The organism is Bifidobacterium asteroides, assembly GCF_048001765.1.
Classification (GTDB): domain Bacteria; phylum Actinomycetota; class Actinomycetes; order Actinomycetales; family Bifidobacteriaceae; genus Bombiscardovia; species Bombiscardovia asteroides_K.
On sequence record NZ_CP181447.1, the window covers coordinates 1,005,841 to 1,023,391 of the forward strand.

The following is a 17,551-nucleotide window of genomic DNA, read 5'->3' on the forward strand; positions in this document are numbered from 1 at the left end:
TGAACGCTTCATTGGCTTCTAACAGCAGCTATGGCTTTTCCCCGTATTCACAGGCTTGCAATCCGCCACAATCGACAAGCGCAGATGCAGGCGCTGATGAGCACGCTTCCCGCGCGTATATCCTGCCGCGGCGGACTCGTGGAGACTGGGTGGCAATGGGTGTCATGCTGCTTGCGGCCTGTGCAATATTCTTCATCAACCTCACGGCCTCCGGGTATGCCAATGAGTTTTATTCGGCTGCGGCCCAGGCAGGATCGGTCAGCTGGAAGGCCTTTCTCTGGGGTTCCCTGGACTCGGGTAATGCCATCACTGTGGACAAGCCGCCGGCAGCCCTCTGGCTGATGGCGCTTTCCGTGCGCATCTTTGGCCTGAATTCCTTTGCCATCCTTCTGCCGGAAGCACTGATGGGGGTGGCAACCACCTATCTGCTCTATGCCACCGTGCGTCGATACTGGGGCAACTGGGCGGGCATTGTCACCGGATTCATCTTCATGCTGACTCCGGTAGCCGCGCTCATGTTCCGCTTCAACAACCCCGATGCCTTGCTGGTGTTATTGATGACCGGTGCCACTCATGCACTCCTCAGATCTCTGGAGTATGCCAACCATCCTTCTGGCAATCGAAAGCGCACCTGGTGGATGGTCTTGGCCGGTGCTCTGATTGGATTCGGCTTCCTTACCAAGCAACTGCAGGCGCTGCTCGTACTGCCTGGCTTTGCCCTGGCTTTTCTTCTGGCATCGCCTACAGGCATGGTTCGTCGCATCCTGGATTCACTGGCTGCCATTGGTTCCATGATCGTCGCCGCTGGCTGGTGGGTACTGCTGACGGTCATCGTGCCAGCCAGCGACAGACCTTATATAGGCGGCTCCCAGCGCAACTCCTTCCTTGAGCTCACCTTTGGCTACAACGGTTTTGGACGCTTGACCGGCAGCGAAGAAGGATCCGTCATACCTGGCCACGGTCATGAGGGAGGCGGCATGCCGGCTGGCGGCGGTCGCGGTGGTAGCATGTGGGGCCAGACTGGCCTCAATCGTCTGTTCAGCGGCGAGTTCGGTACGCAGATTTCCTGGTTGGCTCCTTTGGCTTTCGCAGGCATTGTCATCAGCTTGCTGGTTATCGGCAGGGCCGTTCGCACTGACGTGCGCAGGGCCAGCGTCATTGCGTTCGGAGGTTGGCTCACCGTCACCTGGCTTATTTTCAGCTTTATGGCCGGCATTTTCCACCAGTATTACACCGTGGCTCTGGCTCCTGCCCTGGCTGCTCTGGTGGCTATCGGTGCATTCAGTCTGTGGATCGCCCGGGATAAGCTCTGGGCCAGGATCGTCACGCCGATTCTTATCGCCTTCACGGCCTTCTGGGATTTCAGCCTGGCAGGTCGATCCCAGTGGCTCCCCTGGCTCAAGTGGGCCATTCTCATAATCGGTCTCATGGGCGCCCTCGGTTTTGCCCTGGCTGGACTGTTGCGAATACGACGACTCGCTCTTGCAGCCTTGATTCTCTCAGTCATAGGGCTTATGGCTGGCCCTGCTGCATGGACGCTGTACACCGTATCCCAAGGACACATGGGATCAATCGTCCTGGCCGGACCCAGCCTGACTTCAGGGAGCATGGGTGGCGGCCCCGTTGGTATGCCCGGGGGTGCTCCTGGTGGCGGTCAGCCTGGCGGTGGGCAGGCAGGCGGCATGGCACCTGGCAATATGCAGCAAGGCATACCTGGTGGTGACGGCGGTCCCATGGGTTCATATTTAATGGGCCAAGACCCGATGAATCAGCAGGGTCAGTCACGCCAGCAGGGCCAGATGCCTGGCGGCAGTTCTAATGGTCAACAGGCTCCCAGCATGGGTTCTCAAGGACCAGGTCCAATGGGCCAGGATTCCTCGGGGCCACAAGGGGAATCCAGCCCTTCGGGTGCGCCCTCCATGCGTTCACAGCGCAGAAGCCAATCTGGATTCCAGGGTGGACCAGAAGGAGGAAGGATGAAAGGAGGAAGTCTGCTTGGTGGAGGCCGGTCCAGTTCCAAGATCGTCGCCAAACTGGAAAAGTCATCCGACTCCTATCGCTGGGCCGCGGCCACGACAGGATCCCAGCAGGCGGCGGGCTATCAGCTGGCTTCTCAAAAGCCGGTCATGGCCATTGGCGGGTTCAATGGTTCCGACCCCTACCCCAGCTTGGAACAGTTCAAGCAGTACGTGAAGGATAAGCAGATTCATTACTACATAGCTGGTGAGATGGGCGGCCATCAGATGGGGGGTTCAGACACTGCCACGCAAATCTCACAGTGGGTGGCCAAGCACTATACCGCAAACACGGTTGATGGCGTCACCATTTATGATTTGACCCAGTAGCAGGCCAGCTGAGCGCAAAGAGGGCCGAACTATCCAAAAGCTACTCCCTTCGTTTGCGATAACAGGATAAAGATGAGACGAGCTACTGACTTCTAATCTGTAGGTTGCGAGTAGTTGCCTCGTTTGCGCGGTGAAAAGTGCAAAGCAGTTAAGAGCTAAGCAGTGAGCGGACTGGGACTATCCCAGCCCGCTCATTTCTTATTGATCAATATAGGACGGTATTTACGTCTGATTAGTGCAAGACCAGTTATTGCAGACCAAGTCACTTCAGGTCAAACTCAATAGCGCCATTGATTTCATCACGCTGGTCTGCGTTGCAATGGTCTGCATTGCACGGTAGTGCGTGATTCTTACAAATAGAACCATTCCCAAATGAGCGAGGATCAATAAGACTTTGACTACCTCTGTGACGCAAATAGAAGGACAAATACTCACAAACAGCCGATTGCAGCGCTGAGATACCATTTAATCGGCCTGGCTTCATAGTTATAGAATTTATAACTATACAAGCAGACAATGGGGTGTCGATCAGGGAGTGAAATGTCCAAAAAAACGGACGGGACAAAGTCCAAACGCAAATGGAGGTGGGTCCTCCTTGCCCTGGCAATAGTACTTGTTCTCGTCTTGGCAGTCATTCTGCCAGGGGCTTCCATTTTGGTCTATGAGGACACTTTCGGAAAACGGTATAACACTCCCGGCTGGATGCGATATACGCTCGCAGACTTCCCCGGCTTGCGCATGAAGCGTTGCGTCTTTAGGTCCAAGGAGGGTAAGAAACTGGCTGGATATCAGTATTCAAGAGAGAATCCAAACCAGCCTGGGGACAAGGCTGAGGGCCTCGTGGTCATTGCTCATGGTTTCGGTGGCGGCGGACAGAATACCTACATGGATGTTGCCAACTATTTTACCGCCCAAGGCTTCCTGGTCTTCGCCTATGACGCCACCGGCAACGATGAAAGCGCCGGCAAGTCCGTCAGGGGCCTTCCTCAAGGAGTCGAGGATCTTGATCAGGCTCTTCGTTTCGTCGAGGGTGAGCAATCATATAAGGGCCTTCCTCTTTTCCTGTTCGGACAGAGCTGGGGAGGCTATGCTGTTGGCGCTGTTCTCAACCTTCACCCAGAGGTCAAGGCTGCAGTCATGGTTTCTGGATTCAATCGCTCGATTGATATGATGCGTCAGCCTGGTAGAAAAATCGCTGGCCCTGCCGTCTCGCTCATCCTGCCCTGCTTGAGCTTGTATGAGCATGTAAGGTTCGGGAAGTTTGCGGGCTATACCGCTTTGGATGGCTTGAAGAAATCCAAGGCGGGAATTTTCATCACTCAGAGCCGGGATGATCAGGTGGTACCGGTCAGATATAGTTATGACCTCTTCCATGAGGAATTTCAGTCCAATCCACGATTCCGGTTCCGTGAATACCAGGATCGCGGGCACGCCTATGTCTACTATTCCCAGAACTCGGTGCGATACCGAAAGCAATTCGACCAGGAATACAAGGAGCACATGAAGCTACTCGGTCAAAAGCCTTCTAACGAAAGCTACAACGCATATTCAGCTAAGCATTTCGACAAGTCGAAGGGCTTCGAAATGGATGTGCCGTTGATGAACCAAATGGCAGACTTCTATCGCCAATATATGGATTAAGCTGAAAAAATACAGCTGGATGTAGTCCTCTTCCATCTACGGATAAGCCCGCTTGCATTCAGCACTATTCAGTGGTTTGCCATGTTGTCCTGGTACCAAAGGACGGCGATGTTGATCCGATCCCTGACCTTGAGTTTTGCCAGTATACGACTGACGGTCTTTTTGACCGAGTCAGGTTGTAGCTGGAGGCGCTCGGCAATCTCCGTATTCGTCAGGCCTTGGCTGACCAGCGAAGCTACCTCAAGTTCGCGTTTGCCCAGTCGCGCGAATTTATGGCGAGCCTCCGATTCATCATTGGCTTTTGGCCTTGGAACTCCTTTCCTGATCACTTCGGCCGTGATGCGCGGCGTGAGAATGGCATCGCCTGCATGCACCGCGTGGATGGCTCTGTTCAGATCGGCTGTCTTGACATCCTTGAGCAGGAATCCGGATGCGCCTGCCCCTAAGGCTGTGAACGCATAGTCGTCCTCGTCGTAGGTGGTCAGAATAAGAATGCTCATTTCAGGATGGAGCTTTTTAATACGGCTGGTGGCATCCAGCCCGTCCATGACAGGCATGCGCACATCCATCAGAATCACATCGGGCAGAGGCTGCTGATTTTCGGCGGCTGTAGCCAGCTGATCCAGAGCGTCTTGGCCGTTGGCCGCCTGTGCTACGACATGCAAGGTTGGATCCTTGGCGACCATGAGTGCCAGTCCCATGCGGGTCGGGCGCTGGTCGTCGACGATCATGACACGGATCATGCACTTTCCTCCTTACCCTTGTTGTCAGCTGCCGTAGCAGCTAGTGGGGGTATGCGAGCCTGCAAGGTCCAACCGTCAGGACCAGGGCCCGAACGGAAGCTGCCGCCATGAGCTTGCACTACGGCTCTTAACCTGGCAAGGCCTGTACCGTTGTCACCGTTGTCGTCAGCATCATTGTTCAAGAGCTGGCCATCATCACGAACGATGATGTCTATACAGCCCCGGCTGTCGTGATCCCAGGAGACCACGATGCGGTTGACCTTCCGTCCATGGCGGAGGGCATTGGTGACTGCCTCCCTAGTCACGGTGAAAGCGAGGTTGGCCTGTTCGGAATCCTGCGGTCGATGGCCAGTCTCTGTCAGGGCAGTGCTGATTCCGGCTTGGCGGGCGTGGTCGAGAATGGGTTTGATGTCATCCCAGCCATGCCCCTCCCCTATGGACTGCGCTGGGTTGTTTTCAGTTCTTGCCTTTGATTGCAGGGTTTTTACAGCTGTTCGGGTGTCATCCAATCCCTGCCGTGCCAGGTTGTTGATCATCGAGATAACCTCATCGATTTCCGGCTTTCCGCTGGCATGATCCATCCCCTCGGATAGGGCGATGATGGCGGTCAAGTCGTGACCCACGCTGTCGTGCAAATCGGCGGCGACCTTGGACTGATACACGGCCTCGTCCCGCTCATGGGCCAGGGTTAGAGCATGCGAGTGCTCCTTCTCCAATGCCTGCTCTGACAAGTGTGATTGCCTTACGGAGCGTGAGAGGAAGGCGACTGTCAGGCATAGGGCGAATGCCAGACCGGTTGGATATAGAAGGTCAGTGAAGTGGACATCATGATGCCAACTGGCACAGAGTGCGATGCTGAGCAGGCCCAGAATGGCGGAACTACACAGTCCAGCTGCCAATGATGTCATGGTCTTGATTTCTACAGCGCAGGCGTAGAGGCTGACGAGCCAGGGAATGATCAGATAGGTGCATCCCGAGCCATAGATTGCGGCAGAGAGCGCAAGCAATCCACTGACCGCCAGTAGGGTCGCCAAGGGATATAGTCGGCGCAGGCATAGGGTGACAAGTGTGAGAAAAATAATGACCACAAACAGGGGCAATCCCCAGCTGGCGGACTTCATTACCTGGTAGAGGGTCCGGTTGGCGCTGCTCGGGGCGAGGATCAGCCTGGTCAGCATCATCGTCTCGTAGAGGGCGCAGAAAAAGACTGCCACGAAAGCCGTATATGGCCGGGTCCACAACTGAAACCAGCCTTGAGTTTTCTTGCCTGCTCTCATCGGTGAGCCTCTTCCTGATAACTGCCGGTATTCCATTATGCTGTCAGACACTGAGATATGCGACCTTGCGAGTGCTGCATCCTCTCATTATTGATTTTGTATTTGAGGCTAAATGGCTCTGCGGGCCTGGTGTCGGAACATGAGGAGGCTAATCAGCACCCAGAGGATTGCCGCCATGCACGAACCCGCCATAGAAATCGTGGATGCGATATTGCCCATGTCGCGGGCTGCGGATGCAGTGGTGATCAAGGCCAGAGGATAAGGCAGCGCCAAGGCTGGTGCGGCAATCGACAGCGCACAGCCTGCCAGGGTGAGCAGAAACATGATACTCATGGTTGAGGCAAAGGATTCGGCTCTGGCAGCTATGGCCTGGGTCAGAGTCATAATGGCCCACATTGCCAACGTCATCGGTAAGCCACGCATAAGATAGGGACCAAGTTCCACTGGGCTGAATCCTCCTACCAGAACACCCACGAGTATGAATTCGGATTCGAAGATGGCGACGGTAAGGAGGGAGGCCAGCAGTCCATGCATCACCTTCCCGGCTAGGGCAGTCCCGACCATGCCTGAGGCATTAAGACGCTGCCAGTTTCGTCCCTTGTGCTCGTTGGCTTCAACCTGGGCTGCAAAGGCCGCGACCAGGACTGGCATGAAGACCATGCTTGGCAGAAGGATCGCCTGCCCCCAGACCGCAGCCCAGGTCACCCCTTGAGCCTGGAAGTCCGGTTTGTAGCTCTGATACTGGTCCCAACCGTTGAAGATTCCTATGGCGTCGAAGAGCATGGTGGCCAGCCAGTACCAGAGATTGCCGGCCTTGCGAATCTCCCATTTGAAGGCGGCGGCGATTGATGGCTTGTGGCGATGCATTGGGGTGATGGTTATAGCGTTTGCAGGGTGTTGCCTGTTCATCGGCCTGACTCCTTGACCTTGATGATGAATGCTGATATTCCCGACCAGATAATGCAGACCAGAAGGCTAGTCAGGACTTTTGGCCAGGGATTGGCGACCAAGGTCATTCTGGCAAAACCATCAGAGCTGGATGAAAACAGGAACGGGCTGGCCGCGGAACTGATCCCGGCTGGGAAGAACCAGCCCAGAGCCGGCATATTCATCGGGCCCAGTCCAGTCCCGATCAGACCGGCTATCACACCCAGACCTAGGCCTATGGCCTGTCTTTCGATAGTCAGGGAGAGGGCGAGTTGTATGGCCGTGACAGCCATGGATGAGAAACAAGCAATCAGTGCCGGAAGGAGTATGTATTCGGCCAGACTGCCATCGAGATGGAACCCTTGTGCTGAAGCTGCCAGCGGTATCCACGCCAGAGGAATCACGAAGCATAGCGAAATCACACACCCCGTAACTACGAGCTTGACAAGAAACCTCCCAGTCGCACTCTGGCCTAAGGATTGCCATTTGAGATCCATGCGCTCGCTGCTCTCCATGACGGCAAGCCGGCTGGTCAGCAGGGCCGCGAGGATAGGTGCCAGCAGTCCGACAGTTTGGAATATCTCACCTTGAGCAAGAGCTACGGTACGAGTGGCGGGGTTCGCAGACTCGGCTCGTTTCATAAAGGCCAAGCCCGACCATGCCGAAACTAGAGCAATCATGCCCAAGGCCATCCACCAAAATGAGGAGCCTTTCAACTTGCGAAGCTCCATCGAAAGCAGAACAAGCAGCCTTCCTGGATGGGATGAGCGTGGCGGTTTTCCCGATCGAAATTCTTCGGGCCACATGGAGAATGATTCGACAGAGCTCATCGTGCGCTCCTCCGTTTAAAACCGGACGGCTTCATATCACTCTGCGCTACATGGTTCTGTAAGACATAGTTTTGTGGAATATGGTTCTGCGGGTTTTCCACGAGTTCGAGGAAGGCCTCTTCCAAGCTCTTGCGTTTGGAAGCGACACGGTATACCTGCAGGCCATACGATACCAGCCGAGTCACCAGCGCCCCGATTCGCGGATCGGGTATCTCGGGAATGCGCAGGGTTGCACTCTTCCGGATATATTCGTGGTGAATTCCTTGAGCTTCGAGCACCTCTGATGCGAGTCCAGGATCGGACACCCGTAGATCGATATGGCCCTCTTCGCGCAGATTTTCCAAAGTCCCCTGGTAGAGCAGGTGACCACCGGCAATGATGCCAACTATTGGAGCCATCTTTTCGATTTCGGACAGGATATGGCTGCTGATGATGACGGTGACTCCCTCGGAGGCGGCCAAGTCCATAATCATCTGTCGCGCCTCGACCACCGCCTCTGCATCCAAGCCATTGGTGGGCTCATCCAGGAGCAGGAGCTCCGGCTGCGAGATCAGCGCCATGGCGATGCCCAGCCGCTGCTTCATTCCCAGGGAGTAGGCGCCCGCCTTCCTCTTCTCGTATCCCCGCAATCCAACCTTGGTGAGCACTTCTGAGGCAGCTGAAACTGGCAGACCCAGATAATCGGCTACCATGCGGCAGTTGTCCAGGCCCGACAGGCCTGGGTAGAAGCTGGGTCCTTCAATCATGGAGCCCACACGGCCTGGCTGGATCGTGGTCTTCTTTCCTACCTGCTGTCCCAGCAGCCACATGCTCCCCGCAGTCGGTTTTGTCAATCCCAGAAGGAGCTTCATGGTGGTCGATTTTCCTGCCCCGTTTGGTCCCAGCAGTCCGTAGACCCCGCCAGCCGGCACCCGTAGGTTCATCCCATCCACGGCTTTAAATCCGCCATAGACCTTGACCAACCCCTGTGTGGCCACAGCCAGCTGTGGGTGATCGCTTCCGTCTGCATATGCCATTGTGCTTACCCTTCCAATAGGCGTTCAACTGATTTCTATGCAAGTTCGGCGGGCGCAATCCTTCAACGCCGGAAAAGAAAATGTCCCCGACAGGGGACAAGTCGCTGCTGACGAGACTGGTTTACATCAACGGGAAAGGCTCCTCGCTGGATTTGGTCGTCTTCATGATCAGGGAATACTTCGCAAACAAGCAGGGCCAAAAGCGTCCTCCTCAAGAACCTGTTATTGGGATGCTTGAGGCCGGTGTTTGCATGCATTCCCTCACCCCCATCCTCAGGAAACAATTGATTTGACCTTGACATGATGGCAGGGTTTAGGGTCAAGACATGACACGAGAGAGCGAATTCAGTGGCGAGGGCAGCAAGAGCGGCTTGAGCATCGGTCAGATGTCTGAGCTTATGGGGGTCAGCCGGAGAATGCTGCGACACTGGGAAGAGGAAGGACTGATTTCTCCCATTCGTGGCCAGTCGAATTACCGGCAATATATGCAGGATGACGTCGCACAGCTGGAGCGAATTGTGACCTACAGGGAGATGGGATTCAATGCGCGACAAATCAAGGCATTGCTCAATTGCACGGCAACCCTGGCCTTGGACGAGTTGCAGGGACAGCGCTCGCGAATTGATGAGAAAATCCAGCTTCTCAGGAAAGCTGCAAATCGTTTGGACCGGCTCATAGCCCTTGCCCAGGGGAAGTCAGGCAATGATTCAGCCGCTGCGAAGACCGATCAGGAGGACCAGTACTTTTCGGAAGCATACGAACGCTGGGGTACCGGCAGGCAGTGGCTTGAGTATGCGGAGCGAAAAGCCATGTGCTCCGAGCAAGAGCAGAAAAAGGACACTGCCCGGCTCAAAGACGTGGAAACCGAGCTTGCACAAGCAAAGCGAAAAGGTCTGGCTCCCACCTCGGACGAGGTTCTCGAACTGATTGACGAGCATCGGCAGGCTTTGTCATGGTTCTATGTAACGCCGTCCATGCACGTCATTCTGGGGCGGATGTATGTGGCCGACCCGCGTTTCAGGCGCCATTACGAACAACTGGAACCTGGATTGGCGAAATGGATGCTGATCGCAGTAGAAACTGCAGCGCGTGCAAACGGGATAGATCCAGCCAAAGCCAGATGGGAGTGACGCAGTCAGTATCCTCCATCTACGTGTCACATTTTTTGTTTGACAACCCAATTGAAAATCCTTCAACCAAGGAACGAGGTAACCATGCACAACCATGGCCAGACCAAAGGTTCTGCTTATACAGGAGCAGCAATCATCAGTCCCGTGCCGGAGCCAGGAAAGAATGCGGAACCGCCGGAGCCATATAGGGGCATCTATCTCATGCCCATGTTCATGTGCCTGTATAGCCATGATCTAGAAGAATCAGAGGTTTTCTGGACGCAGGGATTGGGTTTCATCAATTTATACACCATGCCAGGCATGATGATTCACTTGCGGCGCTGGGCCTTTCAGGATGTGCTGATCCGCAAGAGTGGCCTCAATGCTGGCACCCCTGATTCGGATATGGAGTCCGTAGGAAGCCTGAGCGTAGCAGTCACGGAAAAGCAGATCGGCAGGATTGTGGATGCATGCGAGCGCCTTCGTCCGGGATCCACCTCAGCTCCAATACGTAAGCCGTGGAACTCGCTTGAAGCTAGGATTCACACTCCGGAAGGCCTGGCCCTTACCCTTACGGCTGCCTTGGCTGTCGATAAAAGGCAGACCGAAGTTTATCTGAACTCGCACGGTCAATGAGCAAAGATCAAGCCCTTCTCCCCCGTCATGATTTGATTCTAAGAGCAACGATTAAATGTCTCGAGCGGCGGAGGGAAAATGGAAATAACTATAACGTTGGTTCTTCTATAACGTTGGTTCTTGCCCCAGATCCAAAAGAGGCTATCGGTTAAGAGACTATTGGTTATTAACGCTAGTCGTTCTGGTTTACTGATCGGGTCTTAGGCCTAGAGTTTCGATGGCCTCCGCTACAGCAGCCGTGCGATCGCTTACCTCCAGCTTGGCGAAGATCCGGCTGAAATATGTTTTCACTGTTGCCTCGCTGATGTATAAGTGCTCTGCAATTTGCCGATTGGTCATGCCTTTGGCGGCCTCGCGCAGCACACGCGTCTCTTGTTCGGATAGTGCTGGTCTGGTCGCTGGACGCAGTGCCTTGCTGACTGCTTTCGCTGCGGTCGGATTCAGTACCGTGGACCCTGCAACAGTGTCACGGATGGCTTGGGCCAAAACATGAGGTTCGACGTCTTTCAGCAGATATCCGTTGGCTCCGGCTTCTATGGCCGGCAGAATATCGTCGTCGGAATCGTAAGTGGTCAGGATTAATACCTTGGTTTTGGGATAAGAAGCCAGCACCTTCCGAGTGACTTCAGGCCCGTTCATGTCAGGCATCCGCAGATCGAGTAGCAACAAATCTGGCTGTGTTTTCGCTACAGCCGCTATAGCCTGGGCGCCATTGCATGCTTCGGCAACCACTTCAAGATCCGCATGGCGCTTCAGCATGCTGCGTATACCCTCCCGAACCATGGGGTGGTCGTCGGCCATGACAAGTCGGATCATTCTTTCTCCTTATCTGGTCGAACAGCATTACTTGGTCTTTCGACAGGGATATTTACAGTTAAAGAGGTGCCTTGCCCGGGAACTGAGGTTACCGTACAGCGCCCACCCGCATCTTGAGCTCGTTTGGCCATATCTCGCAGACCATAGCCATGTCCGGCCTTTTCCATCTCCTGGAAATCCAGGTTTTGAATATCAAAGCCACAACCATCATCCTTGATCTGAAGCTGCAATAGTTCCTGCCCTTTCAAAAGCAAGCTCACTTGTACATGCTTGGCATTGGCATGCTTGGAAATATTAGTCAGGGACTCTTGGACTATACGTAGCAGATTGACTTCGGTCTGCTTAGGCAAGGGCGGCAAGGTTCGTTGAATCAGGCACTGTGATTGACAACCTGTCTTTGCTGCAGTGGCATGCACCGTCCGCTCCAGGGCCGTCCTCAGGTCTCTACCATCCAGATCAGCCGGTGCCGAATCCGCGATCATCCTTCTGGTATCATCCAAAGAACTTTTCGACGTGCTGGAGATCATTTCCAGATGCTTTCGCGCTGTAGGCAGGTCGTCATCCAGTTCTTCATGAGCGACCCTGGCCAAGGCCAGAATGGAAGTCAAAGACTGGGCGATTGTGTCATGCATTTCATTGGCCACACGTTCCCGCTCAATGGATGCTCCTTCAGCTCTGCTGAGTCTGCGAATCGTCTCTTGTTGAGACTCCATTTTGTCCAGCAGCATTTGATTATGCCCGTTGGTCAAAGCCAGGACATTGAAGGACTTTCCAATCATTGCCGAGAATACCACCACGAGAATCATGAGCATAAGATTGCCGGTTAGGTCGGTACTTAAGAATCTCTTTCCAGCCAAGACCATGCCCAGATAGGCTATATTCAGGACTCCTACCAATCCCAGAGCAGGAAGGTAGGCAAAAGCAATGAAGAGTTGTGGCACGATAAAAAGCTGAGCCAGAATAACAGTACCATCCAACCAAGCACCCATGGGCAGGCAGACCAGTGACAGCAGGGCAAAAATCCAACCATATGCTCCTGTTTTGCTTACTGGCTGATCTGCCGTTTGCCGGTCAGACCCTTGAGGTTTGTCAAATACCCTAGGCAGAACCAAGATCATGAAAAACAAGCAGGGCAATAGGATGAGAAGGCTTGAAACAAGCTTGTGCGTCATGGTTGCAGTCGAGAAGAAGCAATCGGCTCCTGTTACGCAGCCTGCTTCCACAATGAAATACCAGTTCCAGGTGTTATGAAGACGTCGGCGCTGGGCATCCGTTCTTGTAGTCGCGTCAAGTTGACCGTCACTGCAATCACCATCCAGATTCATCGAGAGCCGGTCTTGCCCTTGGCCTTCTCGATTGATTTCCTCAGTGATCTTCACTCAGGTCTCCCATGTCTTGCACACTTATTCACCCTACTGCCAAAGATCGAAAGAGATTGTTGGGTTTTTCTGTTCCTAAGTCTCGAAACCTGGATCTTCATTGGCTATCGATCGGCTTCTCAGTGAAAATCTGCTTACTTTTTCGGGGATACAAGAGAGCCAAGGGAATGAAAAGTAAAGACATACAGGCCATAGCTAGGAAGACCTTACTGCTGCCGCTGGCATAGGAGGCCCTGATCAGAGGCATGATCATATTCCGCACGGATTGGGGCATGCCTGTCAATTGTGATCGAGCACCTGCTGAAGTTCCAGATCCAATAGTATCTGCGATGGCTTGCGCTCGGGATGTACTTACTCCATACTTACCCAAGGCCTTATGAATATCCAAGGCAAAATAATGGGTGCACAATGGTCCCAGCATTGCCATGCCCAAGGCGCCGCCGAAGTTTTTGAAGGTCTGATTGATGGCAGTGACTTCGCCATAGGAAGCGTCGATGGCCCGATTGACCGCATCAGTGGATGATGGTGAGAACATGAATCCGATCCCTGCGCCTGCAACCACCATGGAAAGCGACAGCCAGACAGTATTTGAGGGCAGTCCTTTATCGAGTGAACCGGCTGTAAGTGACATGAGGGAGAAACCCGTTGCGGCTATCAAGCCGGCAATCAGCAATACCGGTTTCATGCCATGTCTGTTGAAGAGTTGGGCGCCCAGCAAGGCGGAAACCAGGAAACCTAAGAAAAAGTAGAGGATGAATAGGCTGGTCATCAATGTTGACCGGTTGAGTGCAAGGAGCCCATAGACGCTGAGGAAGTACATGATGGGTTGGAAGATCACGGCGGCTACCAACATGGCGAGCTGGGAAATGTCGAATGGTGGGTTGCGGAAGATTCTAAGTTTAATGATTGGATTGTCAACGTGCGAATCCCAGAAGCCGAACACCAGGAATAGCACAAGGCTGGCACCAAAACTGGCAATAATGCGCCAATCCGACCAGCCAACGGTGCTGCCCTGTTGAATTGGCACAATCAAAGCTATCATGGCGAGTCCTACGGCTAGGCCGCCAGCCCAGTCAATATGCTGACTGCCGTGTTCGGTTGTGGGCGAGTCCTTCGGAATCATCGAGACGATCATGACGATGGCCACCAGAGCCAGAGGCAGGTTGATAAAGAAGATGTCGCGCCAGGAGTATTGAATCAGCCAAGATCCCAGAATGGGGCCCAAGCATGTCATGGCTCCTGTGATGGCGAAGAACAAAGCCATGTTCCCGGCCCTTTTGTTTTCGGCCGAGTAGGAGAACAGAATACCGATGGCGGCCGGGAACATCATGGCTGAACCGATTCCTTGCAGTGCTCGGGAGAAAATCATTAGCATCAGTGACAGTGAATTTGCAGGAACAAGTCCGCAACATAAACTGCCCATTCCAAAAAGGAATGTACCTGAAAGCATGATGCGTTTGTAACCTGCTAGATCCGACAGATGCCCGCAGATGGGGAAAGTGGCGGCTGCAGCCAGCATGTAGGCGTTGACAATCCACTGTATGCCGCTTGCGGTCAGACCCAGACCTGATTGGACTGCCTGACTCGACAAGGAGACGATTGTCGAATCTATGTTGGTCATAGAGACAGCCACAATAAGTCCAATCATGATCAAGCTGAGTTTTTTTTTGTGAGTGATCGGAGGTTGTGAAGCCCCGATCACTGGCAAGGGGTCTTCTTGTCTCTTGACTTCGCGAGTTTGCATACTGTCTCTCTTTCGTGTTTGCGCAACTGGTATCGCCGGAATCGGCTTTGGAGGCGCTACACCATGAGAGTAAAAAGATATTCTCGCTTCTTATGTCATCCCAGTCGCTATATCTATGTCCCCCATTCGGATGACATGTTGACTGCTGTGTCAGAGCTGGGACTGGAAGATCAGCAATGCACCTAGTCGCAGAAATCAGACTGTGTGAGTTATAGGGCTGTCTGGTGCTGAAAAGTACTGTCTTGCAGTTTATCGAGTGATTCTATAAACCAATTGATGAGCAAATCGATAGTTATGGGAGGCAGATTACCCAGATGACTCTTGGGCAATTGCCCTCTCAACTGGCCCATATTGAACGGGATCCGCCTGACGCTGCGAATGAATAACCTCAACGACAGACAATGCAATGTGAGGATATTCTCCACGCGGTCAACCTGGTTGACTTGTTGTTATTGCTGCCCACCGTTTAGCCACCTTTTGGGCTCTGTAAAACTTGTTTATTTTGAGACGTCACAGACCGAGAAGGCGAAACTCATAAGAGTTCCTACTGACTTACTCTTATCTGATTTTAGTGTTTCAATGCTTTTGAGATGCTCATTGTCTTGTACCTGGTTCAGTGCGTACTGTTCGCCATCCGAGGTGGTAAAGCGGAGGATGGGGTCTCCCTGCTTGTTGAGCTTGCATGACACGGTGCCCTTATCAACTTTAAGAGGCCAGGTGTGCCCCAGATCTTCTTTCGAAATTGTTTGCGGGTTACTGGTAGCTGCAACCTTATTGCTTCCGTCAGTGGAATATTCTTCAGGGTGCCTCATGCCATCAGTGCAGCCGACAACCCCTACTGTCAGCATAAGTGTGGCGCATATCATGGAAAGGGTCCTGAGGCTCTGCTTGGTTCGCTTCATAATTATCGACGTTCTTTCATACTTGCGTTCTTTCATACTTGGAGACGGTTTCTAGCGCTCGCTGGCCAAAGCCATATATCCGTCCTCAAGGTTGGGCGCAGTTTCTACAGAGCCTGCCGGCGGTGTATCGGTAACTATGCGGTATCTTGTCCCCTGTGGGGTGGGTTCCGCGTTGATGATTGTGGCATTATTCGGTGGGGCCGCGATGGGAGGTGTGACCCAGGTGTGACCGGCAGCTTCATGGATCAGCCCCTCTGTTGGCCCGTCATACTGTTTGCGTCCGAAGCGTAATACGCACACCCAGGGGCAAGTTTGTGCAACGTCATCGAGTATGTGGGTAGAGAGGATAACGGTTCGATCCTGTCCCAGCTGGGCAAGGAGCGCGCGGAACCGCATGCGCTCTTCGGGATCCAATCCCGCTGTTGGCTCGTCGACTACCAGTAGCTGGGGGTCGTCCATAAGGGCCTGTGCGATGCCAACCCTGCGCCTCATACCCCCGGACAACCCTCCGATAGGTTGGTTCATCACGTCTTCCAATCCCACCTGTTCCAGGAGGGTATGTGCCTGCTCCTGCCGTGCACGTTTATTCTCGATCATTTTCAAGATGCCGATATAGTCAAGGAATTCAAGTGGCGACAAGTTCTCGTAGGGGGTGATGTGCTGTGGGAGATAACCCAGGTGCCGTTTTAGGTTTCGCCTGTTGGCCAGCGAAGACAGGTCTTGTCCATCAATAAAAACTTTACCTGTAGTCGGTTTGATTATTCCAGTGAGAATGCGCATGAGGGTTGTTTTGCCTGCACCATTTGGTCCTATGAGTCCTATCATGCCCTGTGGAAGATCAACGGTCAGATCGTATAAAGCGGCCGGTCTCCCCCGAAAATCCTTGGTCAGATGGTCAATCGAGATAAACATGTGGGTAATTCCTTTCAAAGTCGGTAGATAGTCAGACCTGAACTTTTATGTGGTTGGAGGCCATATTTGCACCAGTGAAAAGGAGGAAGATAATACACACCTGCCAGAGCAGGGATATGACTCCTGATTGGACGGTAAAGGGGCCGTTCGCCGGTATGTACATAGGATTGGTATGGAACCATCCCTGGGCAATGGGATCGCCAATGACTGCCAGAGGGCCGCCATTGAGCGTTGGGAGTGGTAAGAGGGGGGTATAGAAAGCCAGCCAGGCCCATATCAGGACTGCAAGAATTCGGGCTACGATTGTGGGCAACAGGGCTCCAAGCAGGGCGGATATTCCCATAGCAATCAGTATTGATGGTGAGAGTATGACAAGTGCTACTGCCAGGGCCACCAGTATTTCCTTACCGTTGCCGTGGAAGGCTTGGTGGACCGCGATCAATAGAAGGAAAAGCATGGAAGATGATATGCAGATAACCCAGGCTCCCAAGACATGAGCTGAGCGGATGACGGCCATCGGAAAGGGGGAGGTGAATTCAAGTTCGTCCATACCTGTTCGCCTGCCGGCAGTCATAAGGTCGCTAAAAGATGCTGCGTATGCCAACGGGGTGAACATAGCAAGAACCTGTCCGGTAAAGACAAGACCATCTGTGTTGCTGAATCCAGGTGACATAGGAGAGGCATAGGCCAAAAAGAGGGCGAAGAGCGCCAGCGGCATGCTGGCTATCCATAAGGCTTTACGCCGATAAAACATCAGTAGCGTGATGCGTACAAGACTCAGTATTCTCATAAGGCTGCAACCTTTACGACATTGCGCTCCGCATCACTGCAGATTTTCCATCCGAAGGTGGCTCCTGCTGCTGCAATAATCATTGGGACGAGTCGTTGACGGACCGGATTGGTTATGTATGGATCCCATATAAAACATAAAAACAGCCAAATAGCTATGGAAGCCAGCGATGATGTTGGCATAGACATGGTAAGTACGGCTATAAGGAAAACCAGACAGTTGACCATGAATATACTGCCAACAGGGGTAATGATGCTCACCCATCCCTGGTCGCGTGGCCAAAGTCGCATCATATGCAAGCCGGTGAAAAGAATGCTCGCGGCAGTAAGATTTGCTCCGGTAATGATCAGCAACCTGGTCACTTGAACCTTCCGCCATCCAGTTGGAGTTGACTCAGCAAGTTCAATGATTGGGTCACCATTGAGCACAAAAGCTGCGCATAGGCCAGCAGCAATTACTGGCACCTGAGTGAGAACCATCATAA

General features: G+C 53.4%; 16 protein-coding genes. 4 read left to right on the plus strand and 12 right to left on the minus strand.

Annotated features, from left to right (window positions below):
• Positions 1-155: 155 nt before the first annotated feature.
• Both ACNAOV_RS03885 and ACNAOV_RS03890 read left to right on the plus strand, forming a co-directional pair.
• Positions 156-2,345: an ArnT family glycosyltransferase gene (locus ACNAOV_RS03885; RefSeq protein ID WP_416518025.1), complete on the plus strand. Its 2,190-nt coding sequence runs from the start codon at positions 156-158 to the stop codon at positions 2,343-2,345.
• A gap of 624 nt (positions 2,346-2,969) precedes the next feature.
• The gene (locus tag ACNAOV_RS03890; RefSeq protein WP_416518026.1) at positions 2,970-3,986 is read left to right on the plus strand and encodes an alpha/beta hydrolase; all 1,017 of its coding nucleotides are present in this window, start codon (positions 2,970-2,972) and stop codon (positions 3,984-3,986) included.
• Positions 3,987-4,054: 68 nt separating this feature from the next.
• On the opposite strand, the gene ACNAOV_RS03895 is transcribed toward ACNAOV_RS03890, so the two are convergent.
• From ACNAOV_RS03895 to ACNAOV_RS03915, 5 genes are all read right to left on the minus strand, one after another.
• On the minus strand, positions 4,055-4,729 hold the full coding sequence (locus ACNAOV_RS03895; protein ID WP_416518027.1) for a response regulator: 675 nt from the start codon (positions 4,727-4,729) through the stop codon (positions 4,055-4,057).
• Positions 4,726-5,943 (minus strand): sensor histidine kinase, encoded by a 1,218-nt coding sequence (locus ACNAOV_RS03900; protein WP_416518028.1) that lies wholly within the window; start codon positions 5,941-5,943, stop codon positions 4,726-4,728. The genes ACNAOV_RS03895 and ACNAOV_RS03900 overlap by 4 nt, the downstream gene beginning before the upstream one ends.
• 171 nt (positions 5,944-6,114) lie before the next feature.
• Positions 6,115-6,915, minus strand: a complete 801-nt coding sequence (locus ACNAOV_RS03905; RefSeq protein WP_416518029.1) for an ABC transporter permease — start codon at positions 6,913-6,915, stop codon at positions 6,115-6,117.
• Positions 6,912-7,763, minus strand: coding sequence for an ABC transporter permease (locus ACNAOV_RS03910; RefSeq protein WP_416518030.1), 852 nt, complete (start codon positions 7,761-7,763; stop codon positions 6,912-6,914). Before ACNAOV_RS03910 ends, ACNAOV_RS03905 begins: the two co-directional genes overlap by 4 nt.
• Positions 7,760-8,779 (minus strand): ABC transporter ATP-binding protein, encoded by a 1,020-nt coding sequence (locus tag ACNAOV_RS03915; RefSeq protein WP_416518031.1) that lies wholly within the window; start codon positions 8,777-8,779, stop codon positions 7,760-7,762. The genes ACNAOV_RS03910 and ACNAOV_RS03915 overlap by 4 nt, the downstream gene beginning before the upstream one ends.
• Before the next feature lie 326 nt (positions 8,780-9,105).
• Between ACNAOV_RS03915 and ACNAOV_RS03920 the strand changes: the two genes are divergently transcribed.
• Both ACNAOV_RS03920 and ACNAOV_RS03925 read left to right on the plus strand, forming a co-directional pair.
• Positions 9,106-9,909, plus strand: coding sequence for a MerR family transcriptional regulator (locus ACNAOV_RS03920; RefSeq protein WP_416518032.1), 804 nt, complete (start codon positions 9,106-9,108; stop codon positions 9,907-9,909).
• A gap of 84 nt (positions 9,910-9,993) precedes the next feature.
• Positions 9,994-10,524, plus strand: coding sequence for a VOC family protein (locus tag ACNAOV_RS03925; protein WP_416518033.1), 531 nt, complete (start codon positions 9,994-9,996; stop codon positions 10,522-10,524).
• Positions 10,525-10,710: 186 nt separating this feature from the next.
• Here ACNAOV_RS03925 and ACNAOV_RS03930 read toward each other — a convergent pair whose 3' ends face one another.
• The 7 genes from ACNAOV_RS03930 to ACNAOV_RS03960 all read right to left on the minus strand — a co-directional run bounded on the left by ACNAOV_RS03930 (position 10,711) and on the right by ACNAOV_RS03960 (position 17,549).
• A complete protein-coding gene (locus ACNAOV_RS03930) occupies positions 10,711-11,325 on the minus strand; it encodes a response regulator (RefSeq protein ID WP_416518034.1) in 615 nt (204 codons plus the stop codon).
• A gap of 11 nt (positions 11,326-11,336) precedes the next feature.
• Positions 11,337-12,719, minus strand: a complete 1,383-nt coding sequence (locus ACNAOV_RS03935; RefSeq protein ID WP_416518035.1) for a sensor histidine kinase — start codon at positions 12,717-12,719, stop codon at positions 11,337-11,339.
• A 97-nt stretch (positions 12,720-12,816) separates the two neighbouring features.
• Entirely contained in the window at positions 12,817-14,544 is a 1,728-nt protein-coding gene (locus ACNAOV_RS03940) for an MFS transporter (RefSeq protein WP_416518146.1), read from the minus strand.
• Between the two features lie 416 nt (positions 14,545-14,960).
• Complete coding sequence (locus ACNAOV_RS03945) at positions 14,961-15,401, minus strand: DUF2511 domain-containing protein (RefSeq protein WP_416518036.1); 441 nt, start codon at positions 15,399-15,401, stop codon at positions 14,961-14,963.
• A gap of 15 nt (positions 15,402-15,416) precedes the next feature.
• Complete coding sequence (locus ACNAOV_RS03950; protein ID WP_416518037.1) at positions 15,417-16,277, minus strand: ATP-binding cassette domain-containing protein; 861 nt, start codon at positions 16,275-16,277, stop codon at positions 15,417-15,419.
• 31 nt (positions 16,278-16,308) lie between these two features.
• Complete coding sequence (locus ACNAOV_RS03955) at positions 16,309-17,067, minus strand: murein hydrolase transporter LrgB (RefSeq protein ID WP_416518038.1); 759 nt, start codon at positions 17,065-17,067, stop codon at positions 16,309-16,311.
• Complete coding sequence (locus ACNAOV_RS03960) at positions 17,064-17,549, minus strand: hypothetical protein (RefSeq protein WP_416518039.1); 486 nt, start codon at positions 17,547-17,549, stop codon at positions 17,064-17,066. The genes ACNAOV_RS03955 and ACNAOV_RS03960 overlap by 4 nt, the downstream gene beginning before the upstream one ends.
• Between the last annotated feature and the right edge of the window lie 2 nt (positions 17,550-17,551).